This window comes from Enterobacter sp. UNJFSC 003 (assembly GCF_036903355.1).
Taxonomy (GTDB): domain Bacteria; phylum Pseudomonadota; class Gammaproteobacteria; order Enterobacterales; family Enterobacteriaceae; genus Enterobacter.
In genome coordinates this window covers 663,913-683,568 of record NZ_JBAKHK010000001.1, presented here as the reverse complement: position 1 = coordinate 683,568, position 19,656 = coordinate 663,913, and the positions used below count along the sequence as shown (strand labels likewise).

Sequence of the window (19,656 nt, the reverse complement as noted above, 5' to 3'; positions counted from 1 at the left end):
TATCAGTGCAAGCAACAGCTTTTAAACTTCTTCCCGCTGCCGCATGGACAGGGATCGTTGCGCCCAACCTTCGTCCCGTTAATAATCGGCTTTTGCGCTTCAGGCTGCTGCGGGTTTTCCACCCAGTAGTTGTACAAACGCAGCGCCGCAGGCTGAATGCTCTCGATGCTGGCGGTATATTCCTCTTCGGTCAGCTCATCCAGCTTTTCGCTGTTTTCTTCCGAGCCGTGCAGCGCAATCACATCCAGATCGGCTTTTAACGCTTCTGGCAGAGAAGACCAATCTGTCAGTGCTACACCACGCATATAGCCATAGCACCACTCTTCAACAACGGTGTAGCTCTGGCCGTCTACGTCGTTAAAACCAAACATTGGCTCAAACTGATCCGGATATTCGCTTAGGCGCTCTGCGATGTCATTCATATGCTTGAAGCAAAGATCGATAAAACGGTTCATTTCACGATCGTTTTTCCAGCGTGGAATGTACTTTTCACCGCCCCATACCGCCACAAGCCAGGCGTCTGGCTCAACGACCACAGGGCCGGAAAGCACGGCGGTAAGCATGCCGTCCAGTTCAGATACGTCAATCACCGACGCATCGTCATGGCCGTAAGACATTAACGTCTCTTCCAGCCACGCCATTTCGCTTTCATTTAATGGGCCTTCAGCCATTGTGGACACTCCTGATAAAAAGGAAAAGATCCTCGCATATATCGCGGTCTATGCCTATCTCAAGTTTATCTCTTTATTGCTGTATAAACGTGCAAATCTTGACCGCTGCACAACTTATGGGCATATCTGTTAACAAGATGTGATCTCCGCTGTAATTTCATCTCATCGCGCCAAGCGGCGTAAAACGGCGCTCTATACTCAAACATGTCGCAACCCGGTCAATGGGTTAACCATTCTGGCAACAATTTTGCTTAATGTTCTGCGCGCTTAGCGGTGCATAGAAACCTCGCCGTATTAAGCAGGATGTTGTCTGGATCCCGTTCGTTTCGTGCATTTTGTTCTTGCTCTTGTTCTGGATTGGCTGCGCCGCAGGCGTTCAGTTTTACGCCGTGGTGCAAAAACCTCTTTGCTAAGGAACATCATAATGTCGCTGAAATTTATCAGAAGTCCCCTCTCTCTTGTGCTGGCCGGCTGTCTGGTCACGGCGTTTTCAGCCCAGGCCGATATTGTCATTGGCGTCGCCGGGCCGTTCACCGGCCCGAATGCGACCTATGGCGATCAATACTGGCACGGTGCAACGCAGGCCGCTGAAGACATTAATGCCGCAGGCGGGATCAACGGCGAGAAGATTAAGCTGGTTCAGGGAGATGACGCCTGTGAACCCAAACAGGCCGTGGCCGTGGCGAACCGCCTGGTCGACCAGGACAAAGTCAAAGCCGTGGTGGGCCACTTCTGCTCCTCTTCCACCATGCCGGCTTCTGAGGTCTACAGCGATGCGGGAATTATTGCCATCACGCCAGGCTCTACCAATCCGCTGATCACTGAACGCGGCATGAGCGATATGTTCCGCATGTGCGGCCGCGATGACCAGCAGGGTCAGGTCGCGAGCGATTTTATTATCGACAAGCTGAAAGCCAAACGCGTGGCGATCATTCACGATAAAGATACCTACGGTCAGGGACTGGCAGACGCCACCAAAGCTGCGCTGGCAAAGCGTGGCGTGAAGGATGTGATGTACGAAGGGTTATCCCGTGGGGAAAAAGACTTTAACGCGCTGGTGACCAAAATCGGCGCGCAAAAACCGGATGTGGTGTTCTTTGGGGGTTGCCATCCTGAAGCGGGTCCGCTGGTTCGTCAGATGCGCGAGCAAGGGGTGCAGGCGAAGTTCTTCTCGGGTGACTGTATCGTCAACGAAGAGATGGTCACGGCAGCGGGTGGTCCGCAATACACCAACGGTATTTACATGACCTTCGGCAAAGATCCGCGCCTGATCCCGGACGGTAAAGCGGTGATTGAGAAATTCCGCGCCGCGAAATTTGAACCTGAAGGCTACACCCTTTACTCCTATGCCTCTGTGCAGGCGATTGCCGCAGCCTTCAAAGCCACCGGCGGCTCGGACTCCGCCAAAGCCAGCGAGTGGCTGAAAGCCAATGCCGTCGACACGGTAATGGGTAAAAAAGCCTGGGACAGTAAAGGCGACCTGAAAGTCTCTGACTATGTGGTGTACCAGTGGGACGACAAAGGGAAATATAAGGAAGTTCAGTAACGGGATGGAGTCACGCTCAACGCCGGCAGGTTCACCTGTCGACGCGAATACACATCAGGCTGCGCGGCTCGCGCGGCCTTTATAAGAGCGCGCTAAGATGAGTACATTCTTCCTGCAACAGTTAATCAATGGATTAACGCTGGGCTCCGTCTACGGGTTAATTGCCATCGGTTACACCATGGTGTACGGCATCATTGGCATGATCAACTTCGCGCATGGCGAAGTGTATATGATTTCTGCCTACCTCTGCGCCATCGGTCTGGCGCTGCTGTCGTACTTTGGCCTGGAATCATTTCCCCTGCTGATCCTCGGCACGCTGGTGTTCACCGTCGTGGTGACGGGCGTGTACGGCTGGACTATCGAGCGCATCGCCTACAAGCCCCTTCGAAACTCGACGCGGCTGGCGCCGCTTATCTCCGCAATTGGCATGTCACTCATCCTGCAAAACTATGCGCAGCTCAGTCAGGGCCCTCGCCAGCAGGGCGTTCCGACAATGCTGGATGGCGTGCTTCGCGTGCATATTGGGGAGGGGTTCATTCAGATAACCTACACCAAAATCTTTATTCTGCTTGCCTCGTTCGCAGGCATGCTGTTGCTCAGCTGGATAATCAGCCATACGCGGCTGGGGCGCATGTGCCGGGCCGTGCAGCAGGACCGCAAAATGGCCTCCATCCTGGGGATCAACACCGACAGAGTGATATCGCTCGTGTTTGTCATTGGTGCGGCGATGGCCGGTCTGGCTGGCGTATTAATCACCATGAACTACGGCACTTTTGATTTCTACGTGGGGTTTGTGATTGGCATTAAAGCCTTCACCGCGGCGGTGCTTGGCGGGATTGGCTCCCTGCCCGGCGCGATGCTTGGCGGATTGATTCTGGGCGTGGCCGAAGCGCAGTTCTCCGGCATGGTCAACTCGGATTATAAAGATGTGTTCTCGTTTGGACTGCTGGTCATGATCCTGATTTTTCGTCCTCAGGGGCTGCTTGGTCGCCCGATTGTGACTAAAGTTTGAGGAAGAAATCAATGATTTCACAGAATTTTTCTTTTAAGCGCTGTCTTCTGGACGCCATTTTTTCCGGGCTGATCGCGTTGATTATATTCGGCCCGATTGCGGGCGTAGTGCTGGACGGATACAGCTTTAACTTCGCTGGGCAGCGGCTGGCGTGGATTGTCGGCATTGTCATGCTGGGACGGTTTCTGCTGAGCGTGTTTTTAGGTACCGCCCTCGGGGCGCGTTTTCAGGCCCGGTTTGAAGCAGACAGCGCGGGCGTGTACGTCCGGCCGCCGGAATATAAAAGCCGCCTGCGCTGGATCATTCCTCTTGTCATCGCCCTGGCAATCTGCTTCCCATTTGTCGCCACAAAATATGTCCTGACGGTCGCGATTTTAGGGCTCATCTACGTTCTTCTTGGCCTGGGGCTGAATATTGTGGTGGGTCTGGCTGGCTTACTCGATCTGGGTTATGTCGCATTTTATGCCATCGGGGCGTATGGCCTGGCGCTGGGTTATCAGTACTTGGGGCTTGGTTTCTGGAGCATGCTGCCGTTGGCGGCGATCCTTGCGGCTGCCGCGGGCGCCCTGCTCGGCTTCCCGGTATTGCGAATGCACGGCGACTATCTGGCCATCGTGACGCTCGGCTTTGGGGAGATCATCCGCCTTGTTTTGAATAACTGGCTGACCTTCACCGGCGGTCCCAACGGCGTTTCGGCCCCGCCTCCTACCTTTTTCGGCCTGGAATTTGGTCGTCGAGCCAAAGAAGGCGGCGTGCCGTTCCACGAGTTTTTCGGCCTGACCTACAACCCGAACATGAAGTTTATCTTTATCTACACGGTGTTATTTCTGGTGGTGATGCTGGTGCTCTATATCAAGCACAGGCTCACGCGGATGCCTATCGGCCGCGCGTGGGAAGCGCTGCGCGAAGATGAGATCGCCTGCCGCTCTATGGGATTAAACCATGTTCTGGTGAAACTCTCTGCCTTTACGCTGGGCGCGTCAACCGCGGGCATTGCCGGCGTGTTCTTCGCCACGTATCAGGGATTCGTCAACCCGACGTCTTTCACCTTTTTTGAATCCGCGCTGATTCTGGCCATTGTGGTACTGGGCGGGATGGGTTCGACGCTGGGCGTGGTGCTTGCCGCCTTTGTGCTGACCGTCACACCGGAACTCCTGCGCAGCTTCGCAGAATACCGCGTGCTGCTGTTTGGCATGCTGATGGTGGTCATGATGATTTGGCGTCCGCGCGGTTTAATCCGCATTAACCGCAGCGGATTTGCCGTGCGTAAGGGTATTGCGCCATGAATGGGACGATATTACGCGTTGAGCATCTGATGATGCATTTTGGCGGCATTAAAGCCTTAAATGACGTCAATCTCGAGGTTCAGCGCGGCTCCATCACCGCCCTTATCGGCCCAAACGGGGCGGGAAAAACGACCGTGTTTAACTGCCTGACCGGTTTTTATAAAGCATCTGGTGGCGACATCCTGTTCAACACGCGCCGCAAAACCACCAACGTCATCCAGGTACTTGGGCAGAAATTCCAGCCGGGTGACTGGATCAATCCGGCGCAGTTTGGACAACGCCTGTTCTATAAAATGTTTGGCGGGACCCATCTGGTCAACCGCGCCGGACTGGCGCGAACCTTCCAGAATATCCGCCTGTTTCGCGAGATGTCAGTGGTTGAAAACCTGCTGGTCGCCCAGCATATGCAGGTTAACCGCAATCTGCTTGCCGGCGTGTTGAACACCCCTGCCTACCGGCGGGCAGAAAATGACGCGCTGGACAGGGCCTTCTACTGGCTTGAAGTGGTGGATCTGGTGGATTGCGCCAACCGTCTGGCGGGGGAAATGTCATATGGCCAACAGCGACGTCTGGAGATTGCGCGGGCCATGTGTACCGGGCCGGAGATGATTTGCCTTGATGAACCAGCTGCAGGGCTGAATCCGGTTGAGACCCATAAGCTGAGCAATATTATCCGCTTTCTGCGCGACCACCACGACATTACGGTCTTATTAATTGAGCACGATATGGGGATGGTGATGGAGATATCGGACGACATTATCGTGCTCGACCACGGGGACGTGATCGCCCAGGGGAAACCAGAGCAGATCCAGCATAATGAAAAAGTCATTGCCGCTTATCTTGGCACCGATGAAAGCGAGGTCAACCAATGAGCGAATCCATGCTTGAGTTTCGCAATGTGGACGTGTTCTACGGGGTGATTCAGGCGCTAAATCAAGTGTCCCTTAAGGTCAACAAAGGGGAAACAGTGGCCTTGATTGGCGCTAACGGCGCAGGAAAATCGACATTACTGATGTCCATTTTTGGTCAGCCCCGCATCCGCAGCGGGGAGATCCTCTTTTGCGGCGAGGATATCAGCCATAAATCGACTCACTACGTTGCCTCCGGCGGTATTGCCCAGGCGCCAGAGGGACGGCGGATCTTTCCCGACATGACGGTTGAAGAGAACCTGCTGATGGGGACCATTCCCATCGGCAATCGGTTTGCTGCCGATGACATGCAAAACATGTTTGACCTGTTTCCGCGCCTCAAAGAGCGGCGGAAGCAGCGCGCCATGACCATGTCCGGCGGCGAGCAGCAGATGCTGGCTATCGCCCGCGCGTTGATGAGCCGCCCAAAGCTGTTGTTGCTGGATGAGCCCAGCCTCGGTCTGGCGCCCATTGTGGTGAAACAGATCTTCCAGACGCTGCGCGAGCTGGCACGTAACGGAATGACCATTTTTCTGGTGGAGCAAAATGCGCATCATGCCCTGAAGCTATCCGATCGCGGATATGTGATGGCCAACGGGCAGATTCGCCTGAGCGGCAGCGGCGAGGAGCTGCTGGGGAATCAGGAGGTGAGGAAGGCGTATCTGGGTGGGGTTTAATTGCGTTAGCGCAAGCCGCCCGAAGGCGGCAACGTTATCTTAGTGGTGGGTAAGATGCCCATCGCTATGATGCGGACCTATCCGCCCCGCTTCGATCAAGATTTCCTCAATGAGTTCTTCGAGGCATTCCTTACCGTGGTGATCGCAGACAAGGTGGACCTGACGAGCAATCTCTTCTGTATTCATGCCGTCGCACAAGGCTGATTTAAGCATTACCGAAGCCCAGCGCTTCGCTTCAGAGTGAGTTAACATGACCCCTCCTGATAGATGTTACCCTTCTAAGCGTAGCCTAAAGAGAGCGTATCAAAAGGGTTATCTGTAAGGAGGAATTGCAGGCACAAAAAAACCACCTTTCGGTGGTTTCACGACACTGCTTATTGCTTTGATTATTCTGCTTTTTCCCATGGTAGCCGGAGTGGGACTTGAACCCACACAGCGCGAACGCCGAGGGATTTTAAATCCCTTGTGTCTACCGATTCCACCATCCGGCCAGGGAAGAAAGTGGAGGCGCGTTCCGGAGTCGAACCGGACTAGACGGATTTGCAATCCGCTACATAACCGCTTTGCTAACGCGCCTTAAATCTTTGTCTTTCGACCAGCACCCGCAATTGCAGATGCGTTTAATTTGGAGCGGGAAACGAGACTCGAACTCGCGACCCCGACCTTGGCAAGGTCGTGCTCTACCAACTGAGCTATTCCCGCATGTCACCAAGTTAACATCTAACCACTTGATTTCATTATCGTCCGGCTAACTGTGCCGCCGTTCGATGCGTTGCATTCTACTGATATGACGTTTTGAGTCAACGATATTTTTTACTTCCGGGATCGTTTGCTGAAAATTACGGCGAAACGATCACTGATCAAGCAAATCCCCGCGCGCCGCGTTCAAATATTGCAGCATTGACCACAGCGTCAGCACCGCCGCGACCCACAGCAGGCCAATCCCCGCCCACTCAACCCAGGCGTTAGGACGCCACAACATCCAGACCAGGGACGCCATTTGCGCGGTGGTTTTAACTTTACCGATCCAGGATACCGCCACGCTACTGCGTTTACCCAACTCGGCCATCCACTCGCGCAGCGCTGAGATAATAATCTCACGCGCAATCATGGTTGCCGCAGGCAGCGTTACCCACCAGGTGTGATAATGCTCGGCCACCAGTACCATGGCGATGGCAACCATCACTTTATCGGCAACCGGATCGAGGAATGCGCCAAAACGCGTGCTCTGGTTCCAGCGGCGCGCCAGATAGCCATCAAACCAGTCCGTTACTGCGGCAATAAGGAAAATCAGCGCACACGCAAAGGGAGCCCAGACAACTGGCAGGTAAAAAGCCAGTACAAAGAACGGGATAAGCACGACGCGAAAAAGAGTGAGCAACGTAGGGATATTAAATCGCATATTGGCGGTAACTATTTGTTGTCAGTAAAATTTAGCTCTATGTTGCTACAGAGCCCTCAATGTTTCAACGAGTAGTAGATCTTTTCTGCCAGCGCTTGCGAAATACCCGGCACTTTTGCAATTTCCTCGACGCTGGCATTGAGTAATCCTTGCAATCCGCCCATATACTTCAGCAGCATCTGGCGACGTTTAGGCCCCACGCCTTCGATGGTCTCGAGCGTGCTGGTATTTTTAACCTTCGCCCGTTTTTTACGGTGACCGCTAATCGCATGATCGTGTGACTCATCGCGAATGTGCTGGATCACGTGCAGCGCGGGAGAATCCGGCGGCAGGCTAAAGCCCTCACCTTCCGGTTCAAAGAACAGCGTCTCCAGGCCGGCTTTGCGATCCGCCCCTTTCGCCACGCCCAACAACAGCGGATGGTGTTTATCCCAGCCCACATCGAGCGACTCAAATACGGCTTTCGCCTGGCCAAGCTGACCTTTCCCACCGTCGATGAGGATAACGTCGGGGATCTTGCTCTCTTCGATAGCTTTACCATAGCGACGGCGAAGCACCTGATTCATTGCCGCATAATCATCACCCGGTGTGATCCCGGTAATGTTGTAGCGGCGATACTCGGCACGCAGCGGCCCGTTAGCATCAAACACTACGCAGGAGGCTACGGTCTGCTCGCCCATCGTATGGCTGATGTCGAAACATTCCATGCGCTTGACTTCCGGCATTTTCAGGAGCGTAGCCAGAGCGGTTAAACGCTGGCTGACGGTGGACTGCTGGGAAAGTTTGGTGGTGAGCGCCGTCGCCGCATTGGTGCGCGCCAGCTTCAAATAGCGGGCACGATCGCCGCGCGGTTTCGTTTGTACATTCACCCGGCGACCCGCCAGTTCGGAGAGCGAATCAGCCAGCAGCGTTTTATCATCGAGAGTAAAATCAAGCAGGATCTCCGAGGGCAGCGTGCGCATCTGGCTCCCTTGCAGATAGAATTGGCCGACAAAGGTTTCAACCACTTCACCCAGCTCCGTGCCGCCCGGCACTTTCGGGAAATAGCTGCGGCTACCGAGCACTTTGCCCTGGCGAATAAACAGCACATGGACACAGGCCAGCCCGTTGTCAAAGGCCACGCCGATCACGTCGAGATCGTCGCCGGTATTCGACACAAACTGTTTCTCGGTGACTCTGCGCACGGCCTGGATTTGATCGCGAATTCTTGCAGCTTCTTCAAACTCCAGCGCCGTGCTGGCTTTTTCCATACGGGCAATCAGCTGAGTCAGAACCTGATCGTCTTTTCCTGCTAAAAACAGACGTACATACTCAACCTGCTGCGCGTACTCGTCTTCGCTTACCAGCCCGGCAACGCACGGCCCCAGGCAGCGGCCAATCTGGTACTGCAGGCATGGACGCGAGCGATTCCGGTAAACGCTATTTTCACACTGGCGAACCGGAAAGATCTTTTGCAGCAGCGCCAGCGTTTCACGGACGGCATAGCCGTTGGGAAACGGCCCGAAATATTCACCTTTCGCATGCTTAGCCCCCCGGTGCATGGCCAGACGAGGATGGGTGTCACCACTGAGAAAGATAAACGGGTAAGACTTGTCATCGCGCAGCAAAACGTTATAGCGCGGCTGGTACAACTTTATATAGTTATGCTCAAGCAGCAGCGCTTCTGTCTCCGTGTGCGTCACGGTGACATCAATATTTTGAATGAGTGCGACCAGTGCTTCGGTCTTTCGGGAGGCAAGGTTACTGCGGAAATAGCTGGAAAGCCGCTTTTTGAGATCTTTGGCCTTTCCTACATAAATAACCGTACCGCCAGCGTCATACATACGATAAACACCCGGCTGGCTGGTAACGGTTTTCAGAAATGTTTTTGAATCGAACGCTTCACTCACTGACTGACTAACGACTCCGCATTGCACAGGCCATGACGAATGGCCAAATGGGTCAGTTCGACATCACCGTGAATGTTCAGTTTACTGAACATCCGATAACGATAGCTATTAACCGTTTTCGGACTGAGGTTCAGCTGCTCTGAAATCTCATTCACTTTCTGACCCTTGGTGATCATCAGCATAATCTGCAATTCGCGCTCAGACAAACTGGCAAACGGCGATTCCGTTTTTTCAGGTTCAATCTGACTCAATGCCATCTGCTGAGCGATATCCGAAGCAATATAACGCTGCCCGGCAAACACAGAGCGGATAGCATTAACAACTTCCTGTGGTGCGGCACCTTTACTCAGATACCCCGCAGCCCCCGCCTGCATAACTTTGGCAGGCAGCGGGTTCTCGGTATGAACGGTCAGCATGATGACTTTTGTATCAACAAAGGTACGCGCGATTTTACGTGTTGCCTCAAGCCCACCGATACCGGGCATGTTCATATCCATCAGCACCACATCGGCAGAGTTAGCGCGACACCATTTAACAGCATCTTCGCCACAGCACGCCTCACCGGCAACTTTAATACCCTTTATATCTTCAAGAATGCGTCGTATCCCTGCGCGCACCAGTTCGTGGTCATCAACAAGAAGGACGTTGATCAAAGGAAATGTCTCCAGAATAGGGATAACGCTACTGACTGCTAATTTGGTTTATATTAACGGTTTTCCTCGCAAGATTAAAACGTTAAAAAACCGGTCATTCGATTTTACTCTCGTTTTTGGAAATTAGCCTGTACAGGTGGTGGAAAGGTCACCCCACGTAACCAAGGCTTTAGTGGCTATTTTTAAGCATCTGTATTCAAAAAGTTACAAAAATACAGTAAGCGAACTCGTCAAAAAAACAGTCTTCAAATTTTTGTAACAATAATTAACGGCAAGCGTACCGACGATAAACAATTAATAGTCGATAAGGTATTGAGCAGTTTAGCGTCATGCGTTGTTTACGCAAATAAACAGCGAGAGGAAAAGTACAAAAAACAACCACTGCTTTTTTCGGCCCAGCTTGTGGTATACTCCGCCGCCTTAACTTTCATCGTCGCGCTCAAGCGCTGTTTTATAATGAGGAAAATAAATGAGCTCACCTGAATTTGCCACTGCGGAGAATAACCAAGAACTGGCGCAGGAAGTAAACTGCCTGAAATCGCTGCTGACGCTCATGCTGCAGGCAATGGGCCAGGCTGACGCAGGTCGCGTGATCCTTAAGCTGGAAAAACAAATCGCGCAGATGGAAGACCAGGCTGAATCAGCGGTATTTGCAAATACGGTTAAGCAAATTAAACAAGCCTACCGTCAGTAATAAAAAAACGGCTGGATGCAGTGCATTCAGCCGTTATGTCGTCTGTCACGCAGAACGTCTTGTCTACTCAGATCAATCCTGTCGCCGCCGCGTAACACGCTATCTGCGTTTTGTTTGGTGCATTAAATTTCTTCTGCATATTCTTCTGATGGAAGTTAACCGTATTCTCTGATATCGAGAGAATGATCGCTATCTCCGCTGAAGTCTTCCCTTCCGCCGTCCATTTCAGAATTTCACGCTCGCGTTTGCTGAATTTCATTTCAGGCGGCATGACCATCTCATCTTCGAAACGAAGCAGAGAGGTTAACGCCATTTGCACCAGTATTTGCAGGCGCAATTCTATTTCTTCAGCAGAGAAAGCATTCTCTAACGCGCGAGTACGAGAAACGGACAGGAAGCCGAGCGCGTGATTAGGCAGCATCAGGCACTGTGTTATTCCCATACGTAAACCGTGGTCGCGCGCGCCGTTCCATAATTCCTGGGCATCCGAGAATAATTCATCCGTCCAGGGGAGATGGCCCTGAATGAAATTCTCCGGTTTCAATACCGGATCAATGGCGTAATAATTCTCTGAACGATATTGTGCCATCCATTGTTGCGGATAAGTCGTGTGAACAGAAATCTTAGGCCGCGTAAAGGGAACGGGATGACGCACGCAAAGTGCAAAATAGTCAAATTCAAGCGTCTGAGTTTGCCGCTGCAGTTCCTGATATACCTCGTCGGCACAGGTCAATCCCTGAAACCGGAGGACGCATTCCCGTCGCCAGGTGAAAAAGTCTGAATCCCTCATACTTACTGAATGAAGCCTCTGATAAAGATAATCATTATTATGGTGAATATAACCTAACACATAAATCTTATTTATTAATACAAAATATCGTCCAATTCTCCGTTAACTTCACATTTAATACGGTTAATCTGAAGAGTACGGAATAAAAAAACACAAGGGTGACGCTTCGGGGAGAATCATTTGCTCCAGGCTGAGGATCTGGAGCAAATTAATGCAAAAATGCTACTGGGTAAGGAATTTATCAAGGAACTGACGGGTTCGCGGCTGCTGAGGATGAGCAAATAACGCTTTTGCAGGCCCCTGCTCCACTATCCTCCCCTGATCCATAAATATAGCCCGGTCCGCTACGTCGCGGGCAAAGCTCATTTCGTGCGTCACAATCACCATGGTGCGTTTTTCCTGCGCCAGCTGGCGAATCGTGTTCAACACCTCTCCCACCAGCTCGGGATCGAGCGCTGAAGTCGGTTCATCAAACAGAATCACGTCAGGACGCATGGCCAGCGCACGGGCAATGGCCACGCGTTGCTGTTGTCCGCCAGACAGACGGCGGGGGTAGCTGGTTTCTTTGCCCGCCAGCCCAACCTTGGCAAGCAGCTCGCGCGCGCGCGCCGTTGCTTCGGCCTTCGGTTCGCCCTTCACAATCACCGGCCCTTCAATAATGTTCTCCAGCACTGTCCGGTGCGGAAAAAGATTGAAGCTCTGGAAAACAAAGCCAACATGCTGGCGCAGACGGCGGATCAACCCCTTCTGTTGATTAATGGATTTACCGGTATCAATCGTGATATCCCCCACCCGAATCGTGCCGCCTTCAGGCTGTTCAAGCAGGTTGATACTGCGCAGCAGCGTGGTTTTCCCCGATCCGCTTGGACCAATGATTGCCACCACTTCGCCCTGCTCAACTTCAAGATCGATTCCGTGGAGCACCGTTTGCCCGTGGAATTTTTTCACCAGGTTTTTGACGTCGATAGCACTCATTTCGGATCACGCTCCTGGCGGTTAAGCTGGTTTTCAAAGTAGTTTTGCAATGCGGAAAGCACCGTCGCCATCACCCAGTAAATCAGCGAAGCCGCCAGGTACATGGTGAAGACTTCAAGCGTCCGCGAGGTGATCAGCTGCGCCTGACGGAACAGCTCCGGCACCTGAATCGTCGCCGCCAGCGAGGTGTCTTTCACCAGGCTGATGAAGCTGTTGCTGAGCGGCGGAAGCGCCACGCGCGCCGCCTGCGGCAGGATCGCCCGGCGCAGGGTTTGCCACGGCGTCATACCGATACTGGCCGCCGCTTCCCACTGCCCTTTATCGATAGACGAAATCGCCGCACGCAGGGTTTCAGAGGTGTACGCCGCGGTGTTTAACGACAGACCAATCATCGCCGCAGGAATGGGGTCGAGCTCAATACCGAACTGCGGCAAACCGTAGTAGATCATAAAAAGCTGCGCGATAAGCGGCGTACCGCGAAATACGGAGATATAAAAGCGTGCCAGCCAGCGCACCGGCAAGACGGGAGACATGCGCATGAGGGCCAGTATAAAGCCCAGGACAAGGCCGAAGAACATCCCGCCGATACTGAGCTGTAGCGTAAACACCGCCCCTTTAAGCAGGAACGGCAGAGAATCAATAACCAATTGAATACTTTCTTGCATTATTATTTTTCTACCTGATTTTAGACGTGGGGGTGATAGGCAAACAGCGCAGGCGCACCGCCGGTATGCACAAACAAAATCGGCCCTTCATCCTTAAAGCGTTTCTGGGCAATGCCGTCGATAAGGCCGGCCATTGCTTTACCGGTATAGACCGGGTCCAGCAGGATCCCTTCAAGACGCGCAAGCAGCTTAACCGCCTCCATTCCCTCGTCGTTGGGCGTGCCGTAACCCGGTGCAAAATAGTCATCCCACAGGAGAATATCCGCTTTCGCCTTCAGCTCCAGCTGCTCTGCAACCGCCTGTTGAAGGGTCACGACCTTCGGCTTTTGACCCGCAACGCTTCGGGAAACCGTCACGCCAATCAGCTCGGCGTCGGGCATAAGCTGTTCCAGACCGACAGCTAACCCGGCATGAGTGCCCGCGCTTCCGGAAGCGACCACCACGGAAGACACGCTGACGGCCCCTTCGCACTGCTGAGCTATTTCAAGAGCACTTTCCACATAGCCCAGCGCGCCAAGCGCATTTGAGCCGCCAACAGGAATGACATACGGACGAAAACCTTGTGCTTCCAGCCGCGTTGCCAGCTCAGCGAGCTGGGCGGTCGGGTCGATCAAGGCATCAACCATTTCAACCTGCACGTTAAACAGATCCAGCAGCAGACGGTTACCGTTTGTCAGGTAGTTTTCTGCGCGCGTGCCAATCGGGTTTTCCAGCAACGCCACGCAGTGAAGCCCGAGCTTCGCCGCTACCGCGGCCGTCTGGCGAACGTGGTTAGACTGGATCGCACCTGCGGTGATCAGCGTATCCGCGCCTTCACGCAGCGCATCGGCCGCCAGAAACTCCAGCTTACGCAGCTTGTTGCCACCCATTGCCATCGGCGTCACGTCATCACGCTTGATGAATATTTCGCGCCCTAAATAATCAGAGAATCGCGGGAGATACTCCAGCGGCGTAGGCGCGCCGATAAACTCCAGGCGGGGAAAGCGCGTTAAATTCTGTAGTGACATGGGTTCTCCGGTAACTCACTCTTATTTGATATTTTCATTATGCACGCAGACGCGCCAGAAATAAAAAAGGCGCTTTTAAAAGCGCCTTTTTTTATCAGTCAGTGACTTATTTGGTGACGTCTGCCCCGAACCACTTCTCGGAGAGCGCCTTCAGGCTACCGTCTTTTTGCATCTCCGCAATCGCGGCGTCGATGGCTTTGACCAGGTCTTCGTTGCCTTTGCGTACTGCAACGCCTGACTCCTGACGAGAGAACGCATCACCGGCGACTGCCAGGGTATTGTTGGTTTTCTTCACCAGATCCAGAGCGGCCAAGCGGTCAACCAGAATGGCATCAATACGCCCTACCCGCAGATCCTGGTATTTCGTCGGGTCATCATCATAGGTGCGGATGTCCACGCCCTGAACGTTCTGGCGCAACCACTCTTCGTAGTTGGTTCCCAGACCCACACCGACTTTCTTACCTTTCAGGTCCGCAGCCGTTTTGATGGAGCCTTCGTTGCCTTTTTTCACCAGCGCCTGAATGCCCGACACGGTGTACGGCGTGGAGAAATCATATTTCTTCTTACGTTCGTCAGAGATGGTCACTTGGTTAATGACCACGTCAATGCGTTTGGAATCCAGCGAGGCCAGCATACCGTCCCATTTGGTCGGTTTCAGGGACGCTTTCACGCCAAGGTGTTTCGCCAGTTCTTCAGCAAACTCCACTTCAAAACCGGTCAACTTACCGTCATCACCCTGGAAGCTGAACGGAGGATACGTCCCTTCCAGCCCAACCAGCAGCGTGCCGCGCTCTTTCACTTTATTCAGCAGATTTTCTGCCGCGAACGTTTTTACGCTCATCCCCGCGACCAGCGCAACGGCCATTACGCCCATCAGCGCCTGACGACCCAGAAGTGCTAATTTCATAAATACCCCGATATAGTGGAATTTTTGAGTAGTGTAGAGAAATCGCCTGTAACGTCAAAGGCAACTCCGCTACATCTTATTCATTTTTAATATATATCAGAAGTTGTCTCGGCGTAGACTTTCTGCTTAACGGCACCGGGCATTTGCACCTTATATTGTGCGTACTTACGCAGCGCAATACGGTAGTTGTTGGTGCTGGTTGCGGGGAGCCACGGTTCCAGATTTTCATCGAGATAGCCCGTTTTAAGCAGATCGCGAGAGATGTTGTGGACGGTAAGATGCTGGCCGAGGCGGCGCAGGCGAACGACGTATTCGCGCACGGTACCGTGACTCATCTCGGTCTGTTCAAACAGAAATTGCTTGAAGCCGATAATGTCGAAGAAGTCGCTTTGCTCTTTGCAGTGGAGATCGCCACAGAAACGGCAAAGCGCCACCCACTCTTTTTGCTCTTCGAGCCATGCGGATTCATCCATCAGGGTGTCGAGACGCGAAATCGCAATCTTATTCACGATTTCGCCACGACGCACCAGCGTGATACGGTCGAGTAGCTTGTTACAGTGGGCGCAATGCGTCTGACTGTGTTTAAAGTCTTTCAGGTAGCGGCTTAAAGGCCGTCTTTTAGATTGCTGCACCGTCATGATAACTCCTGGTTGTCAATACGTTGTGCGGCATTTCTAGGTGAATCAATCACCTATAACTTACCCAGTTTGGTCCGTAAGCGTTTTATGGCCTGGCTGTGCAGCTGGCTCACCCGCGACTCTCCCACTTCCAGAACCGCGCCAATCTCTTTGAGATTGAGCTCTTCCTGGTAATAGAGGGTCAACACCAGTTGTTCACGTTCTGGTAAAGCCTCAATAGCTTCCATCACGCGATGGCGTAGATTACCTTCCAGTAAATGGTGTAACGGGTTTTCCTGCTGGTGTTCATCCGTCACCAGCTCGATGCTATCGCCATGCTCTTCTCGCCACTCGTCATAAGAAAAGAGTTGGCTATTATTGGTATCGAGCAACATCTGACGATATTCTTCAACAGCAATGCCAAGACGTTCCGCCACTTCCGTTTCCGTCGCGTTGCGTCCCAGTTCCTGTTCCAGCTGCCCCATCGCATGCGCCACTTCGCGCGCGTTGCGGCGAACGCTGCGCGGCACCCAGTCGCGGCTGCGCAGCTCGTCCAGCATCGCACCACGAATACGCTGGACTGCGTAAGTCGTAAATGCCGTTCCTTGCAGAGCGTCGTATCGGTCAACTGCATTCAATAACCCGATACCGCCCGCCTGTAGCAGATCGTCCAGTTCCACGCTCGCCGGCAGACGCACCTGGAGGCGCAATGCTTCGTGACGCACCAGCGGAACATAACGCTGCCACAGCGAGTGTTTATCCATTACACCATCAGCGGTATAGAGTGAATTCACGATAAACAGCCCTGCGTTAATTGAGTTATCGGCATGATTATCCGATTCTGCAGGGGTTTCAATTGGGTGAATAGTGGGTGAAATGAGGGGTTATTTGGGGGGTTATGTGAATAGCGGTAAAGAAAAACCCCGCCGGAGCGGGGTTTACGCATTATCAGGCGATTAGCCCTGCAGCAGAGACAGAACCTGCTGAGGAACCTGGTTAGCTTTGGACAGCACGGAGTTACCGGCCTGCTGAACGATCTGCGCTTTAGACATATTTGACACTTCGGTCGCATAGTCGGCGTCCTGAATACGGGACTGCGCTTCAGACAGGTTGGTGGTGGTGTTGTTCAGGTTGGTAACCGCAGAGCTCAGACGGTTCTGTACCGCACCCAGAGAAGAACGGAATTTGTCTACGGACGCGATAGCTTTGTCCAGCAGTGCCAGTGGATCAGCAGTTGATGCGCCAGCAAACTCGGTAGTTGCTGTACGACCGCTACCAGTGCTCAGTTCAACGCCAGCAGTTGTAGTTGTGGTTGGAGCTGTAGAGTCTTTAGTGTTAACTAATGCTGCTGCAGCTACTGAGTAATTTTTACCCTGCACAGTGACAAAGCCAGTAACAACGCCATTTGCATCGGTTCCTACTTTAATTGGCTGGCCTGCCATTGACGCGCCATCTGCAGCAATACCATTTGTTGCATCGCCGTAGGTTACAGTAGTGGTGTTAAGAGACACTTTACCCGCATCTGGGCCTGTATCACCAACAGAAACAGAGTAAGAATCACTACCAGACTGAACAACATACTGGCTGGTGCCTGTTACGTTGTGCAGGGTCAGGCTGCTTGCATCTACATTCAGAGCTGTTGCAACAGCTTTAAGATCAACGTCTTTCGGCGTGTTGGTTGCGGTGTCGGTAATCTGCGTAACAGAAGCGCCAACTGTCACTGCACCCTTGGCAACAGAGAAACCGTTCAGACCCAGAGTAGAAGAGTCGATTTTCTGCAGGTCGATGTTGATGGTCTGGCCATCGTTCGCGCCAACCTGGATAGCCATTGAGCCGTTTTTAGCCAGTACGTTCACGCCGTTGAACTGAGTCTGACCAGACACGCGGTCGATTTCAGACAGACGGGATTTGATTTCGTCCTGGATTGAAGACAGGTCAGAATCGGAGTTAGTACCGGTAGTTGCCTGAACGGTCAGTTCACGAACACGCTGCAGGTTGTTGTTGATTTCAGACAGCGCGCCTTCAGTGGTCTGTGCCAGAGAGATACCGTCGTTTGCGTTACGTGCAGCCTGAGTCAGACCTTTGATGTTAGACGTGAAGCGGTTAGCGATAGCCTGGCCCGCAGCATCATCTTTAGCGCTGTTGATACGCAGACCGGAAGACAGACGCTCGATAGAAGAAGACAGAGCAGACTGATTCTTGTTGATGTTGTTCTGAGTGATCAGCGAGAGGCTGTTGGTATTAATGACTTGTGCCATGATTTCGTTTCCTGTTGTTCATCAAATCTGTTTGGTTAGATTTGGGTTTCCACCCTTCGGCTTCATCGCCGTCAAAGGTGTTATCGTCTGGTCCAAAACAACCTTTAGATATTTTTTCAGGATCGCGTAAATTTTTTTAGCCACAGAAATACTCTTCTCTATTAGCGTTATTCCCGCCATTAAAAAAAAGAAATTAACCGTAAACTTTCCTCCCCAAAAGCCGATAACCCCACTATTCGTTCTACGTGTCGATAGATTAAGGAATAAATATGGCAAGTATTTCATCATTGGGAATCGGTTCAGGTCTTAAGTTAGCGGACATTCTGGATAGCCTGACCGCCGCCGAAAAAGCGCAGCTGACGCCGATCTCCAAACAACAGACATCTTATACCGCCAAGCTTAGCGCTTACGGCACGTTGAAGAGTTCACTGGAAGCGTTTCAGACCGCCAACACCGCGCTGAATAAAGCTGACCTGTTTACGGCCACCAGCACGGCGAGCAGCACCACGGCATTCAGCGCGACCACGACGGGCAGCGCCATTGCGGGTAAATACACCATTAGCGTCTCTCAGCTGGCGCAGGCGCAGACCCTGACGACCAAAAATTCGCAGGCCGATACCAAAACCGCTATCGCCACGACAGACAGCAAAATTACCTTCACCGCCGGCAATGGTAAAAAACCGGTGACGGTGGATATCAGCGCGGCAAATTCCTCGCTGACCGGCATGCGCGACGCTATCAACAAAGCCGATGCCGGTGTCACCGCCAGTATTATCAACGTGGGTAATGGTCAGTATCGTCTGTCCGTCACCTCGACCGAAACCGGGGCGGATAACGCGGTCAGCATCAGCGTGAGCGGCGACAGCGCCCTGCAATCCTTTATGGGTTACAACGGCACCAGCACCGATGCCACCAACGGCATGACCGAAAGCGTGACGGGGCAAAACGCCAAGCTGAAGGTGAACAACGTTGATATTGAAAACAGCAGCAACACCATCAGTGATGCGCTGGAAGATATCACCCTGAATCTGAACGACGTCACCGCCGGTAACCAGACGCTGACGATCGCGAAAGATACCTCCAAAGCAGAAACGGCGATGAAAGCCTGGGTGGATGCTTACAACACCCTGCAGGACAGCTTCGCCTCGCTGACCAAATACACGGCGGTTGACGTAGGTACCGATAGTCAGGACTCCAGCAACGGCGCCCTGCTGGGTGACAGCACCTTGCGTACCATTCAGACGCAGCTGAAAACCATGCTGAGCAACACCGTTGGCGGAACGGCCTATAAAACGATGTCGCAGATTGGCGTTACGACCGATCCCGATACCGGCAAGCTGGAGCTGGACAACACCAAGCTGAAAAAAGCGCTGAACGAAAACCCGTCGGCCGTGAAAGATCTGGTTGTGGGCGACGGTAAATCTACCGGTATCACCACTACCATGGCCACTAACCTGACCGACTGGCTTTCAAGCAAAGGAATCATCCAGGCAGCCAAAGATGGCGTCAGCAAAACGCTGAACAAGCTGACGGATCAATATAACTCCGTGAGCGCTCGTATTGACGCAACGGTGGCACAGTATAAAGCCCAGTTTACCCAACTGGACGTGCTGATGACCTCGCTGAACAACACCAGCAGCTACCTGACGCAGCAGTTTGAAAATACGTCCAGCAACAAGTAGTAAACGCTAATCGAACC

The 19,656-nt window shown here is 52.8% G+C and carries 20 protein-coding genes, 3 tRNA genes and 1 pseudogene; 8 read left to right on the top strand and 16 right to left on the bottom strand.

The genetic code is table 11. The features are described from left to right. Positions 1–2: 2 nt before the first annotated feature. The gene (locus tag V5P19_RS03155; protein WP_334400041.1) at positions 3–671 is read right to left on the bottom strand and encodes a YecA family protein; all 669 of its coding nucleotides are present in this window, start codon (positions 669–671) and stop codon (positions 3–5) included. A 424-nt stretch (positions 672–1,095) separates the two neighbouring features. Here V5P19_RS03155 and V5P19_RS03150 point away from each other — a divergent pair, with 424 nt between their 5' ends. The 5 genes from V5P19_RS03150 (at position 1,096) to V5P19_RS03130 (ending at position 6,100) form a co-directional block, all read left to right on the top strand. Continuing rightward, positions 1,096–2,217: a branched-chain amino acid ABC transporter substrate-binding protein gene (locus V5P19_RS03150; protein ID WP_334400039.1), complete on the top strand. Its 1,122-nt coding sequence runs from the start codon at positions 1,096–1,098 to the stop codon at positions 2,215–2,217. 97 nt (positions 2,218–2,314) lie between these two features. Beyond that, positions 2,315–3,229, top strand: a complete 915-nt coding sequence (locus tag V5P19_RS03145; protein ID WP_334400038.1) for a branched-chain amino acid ABC transporter permease LivH — start codon at positions 2,315–2,317, stop codon at positions 3,227–3,229. An 11-nt stretch (positions 3,230–3,240) separates the two neighbouring features. Then, positions 3,241–4,515, top strand: coding sequence for a high-affinity branched-chain amino acid ABC transporter permease LivM (livM, locus tag V5P19_RS03140; RefSeq protein ID WP_334400036.1), 1,275 nt, complete (start codon positions 3,241–3,243; stop codon positions 4,513–4,515). After that, positions 4,512–5,387: an ATP-binding cassette domain-containing protein gene (locus V5P19_RS03135; protein WP_334400034.1), complete on the top strand. Its 876-nt coding sequence runs from the start codon at positions 4,512–4,514 to the stop codon at positions 5,385–5,387. Before livM ends, V5P19_RS03135 begins: the two co-directional genes overlap by 4 nt. After that, positions 5,384–6,100 carry an ABC transporter ATP-binding protein gene (locus tag V5P19_RS03130; RefSeq protein WP_334400033.1) on the top strand — a complete coding sequence of 239 codons (717 nt, stop codon included), beginning with the start codon at positions 5,384–5,386 and terminating at the stop codon, positions 6,098–6,100. The genes V5P19_RS03135 and V5P19_RS03130 overlap by 4 nt, the downstream gene beginning before the upstream one ends. 39 nt (positions 6,101–6,139) lie before the next feature. Here V5P19_RS03130 and V5P19_RS03125 read toward each other — a convergent pair whose 3' ends face one another. The 7 genes from V5P19_RS03125 to uvrY all read right to left on the bottom strand — a co-directional run bounded on the left by V5P19_RS03125 (position 6,140) and on the right by uvrY (position 10,044). Beyond that, positions 6,140–6,352 carry a hypothetical protein gene (locus V5P19_RS03125; RefSeq protein WP_334400031.1) on the bottom strand — a complete coding sequence of 71 codons (213 nt, stop codon included), beginning with the start codon at positions 6,350–6,352 and terminating at the stop codon, positions 6,140–6,142. 152 nt (positions 6,353–6,504) lie between these two features. Continuing rightward, positions 6,505–6,591: transfer RNA gene (locus tag V5P19_RS03120), tRNA-Leu, on the bottom strand. An 11-nt stretch (positions 6,592–6,602) separates the two neighbouring features. Then, positions 6,603–6,676: transfer RNA gene (locus V5P19_RS03115), tRNA-Cys, on the bottom strand. 50 nt (positions 6,677–6,726) lie between these two features. Beyond that, positions 6,727–6,802 (bottom strand) — tRNA-Gly (locus V5P19_RS03110). A gap of 151 nt (positions 6,803–6,953) precedes the next feature. Continuing rightward, positions 6,954–7,502: a CDP-diacylglycerol--glycerol-3-phosphate 3-phosphatidyltransferase gene (gene pgsA, locus V5P19_RS03105; protein WP_334400029.1), complete on the bottom strand. Its 549-nt coding sequence runs from the start codon at positions 7,500–7,502 to the stop codon at positions 6,954–6,956. Positions 7,503–7,558: 56 nt separating this feature from the next. Next, on the bottom strand, positions 7,559–9,391 hold the full coding sequence (gene uvrC / locus V5P19_RS03100; RefSeq protein WP_334400028.1) for an excinuclease ABC subunit UvrC: 1,833 nt from the start codon (positions 9,389–9,391) through the stop codon (positions 7,559–7,561). After that, positions 9,388–10,044 carry a UvrY/SirA/GacA family response regulator transcription factor gene (gene uvrY, locus V5P19_RS03095; RefSeq protein ID WP_334400026.1) on the bottom strand — a complete coding sequence of 219 codons (657 nt, stop codon included), beginning with the start codon at positions 10,042–10,044 and terminating at the stop codon, positions 9,388–9,390. Before uvrY ends, uvrC begins: the two co-directional genes overlap by 4 nt. A 368-nt stretch (positions 10,045–10,412) precedes the next feature. Between uvrY and V5P19_RS03090 the strand changes: the two are divergent. Together V5P19_RS03090 and V5P19_RS03085 are read left to right on the top strand one after the other, a co-directional pair. Further along, positions 10,413–10,517, top strand: a pseudogene (locus tag V5P19_RS03090) (hypothetical protein); the annotation flags it as partial. Then, complete coding sequence (locus V5P19_RS03085) at positions 10,514–10,738, top strand: DUF2594 family protein (RefSeq protein WP_334400024.1); 225 nt, start codon at positions 10,514–10,516, stop codon at positions 10,736–10,738. The pseudogene V5P19_RS03090 and the gene V5P19_RS03085, both read left to right, overlap by 4 nt. Positions 10,739–10,805: 67 nt before the next feature. Here the strand turns inward: V5P19_RS03085 and sdiA are convergent, their stop codons facing one another. From sdiA to V5P19_RS03045, 8 genes are all read right to left on the bottom strand, one after another. Then, positions 10,806–11,528, bottom strand: coding sequence for a transcriptional regulator SdiA (gene sdiA, locus V5P19_RS03080; RefSeq protein WP_334401123.1), 723 nt, complete (start codon positions 11,526–11,528; stop codon positions 10,806–10,808). 222 nt (positions 11,529–11,750) lie between these two features. After that, positions 11,751–12,503, bottom strand: a complete 753-nt coding sequence (tcyN, locus tag V5P19_RS03075) for an L-cystine ABC transporter ATP-binding protein TcyN (RefSeq protein WP_334400022.1) — start codon at positions 12,501–12,503, stop codon at positions 11,751–11,753. After that, a complete protein-coding gene (gene tcyL / locus V5P19_RS03070) occupies positions 12,500–13,168 on the bottom strand; it encodes a cystine ABC transporter permease (RefSeq protein WP_334400020.1) in 669 nt (222 codons plus the stop codon). Before tcyL ends, tcyN begins: the two co-directional genes overlap by 4 nt. Before the next feature lie 20 nt (positions 13,169–13,188). Further along, the gene (gene dcyD / locus V5P19_RS03065; RefSeq protein ID WP_334400017.1) at positions 13,189–14,175 is read right to left on the bottom strand and encodes a D-cysteine desulfhydrase; all 987 of its coding nucleotides are present in this window, start codon (positions 14,173–14,175) and stop codon (positions 13,189–13,191) included. Positions 14,176–14,281: 106 nt separating this feature from the next. Beyond that, complete coding sequence (gene tcyJ, locus V5P19_RS03060; RefSeq protein WP_334400015.1) at positions 14,282–15,082, bottom strand: cystine ABC transporter substrate-binding protein; 801 nt, start codon at positions 15,080–15,082, stop codon at positions 14,282–14,284. A gap of 86 nt (positions 15,083–15,168) precedes the next feature. After that, positions 15,169–15,720 carry a flagella biosynthesis regulatory protein FliZ gene (gene fliZ, locus V5P19_RS03055; protein ID WP_334400013.1) on the bottom strand — a complete coding sequence of 184 codons (552 nt, stop codon included), beginning with the start codon at positions 15,718–15,720 and terminating at the stop codon, positions 15,169–15,171. 53 nt (positions 15,721–15,773) lie between these two features. Next, complete coding sequence (locus V5P19_RS03050) at positions 15,774–16,493, bottom strand: RNA polymerase sigma factor FliA (RefSeq protein WP_334400011.1); 720 nt, start codon at positions 16,491–16,493, stop codon at positions 15,774–15,776. Positions 16,494–16,655: 162 nt separating this feature from the next. Next, complete coding sequence (locus tag V5P19_RS03045; RefSeq protein WP_334400009.1) at positions 16,656–17,957, bottom strand: FliC/FljB family flagellin; 1,302 nt, start codon at positions 17,955–17,957, stop codon at positions 16,656–16,658. A gap of 269 nt (positions 17,958–18,226) precedes the next feature. Here V5P19_RS03045 and fliD point away from each other — a divergent pair, with 269 nt between their 5' ends. After that, entirely contained in the window at positions 18,227–19,639 is a 1,413-nt protein-coding gene (fliD, locus tag V5P19_RS03040) for a flagellar filament capping protein FliD (RefSeq protein WP_334400007.1), read from the top strand. Positions 19,640–19,656 lie beyond the last annotated feature (17 nt).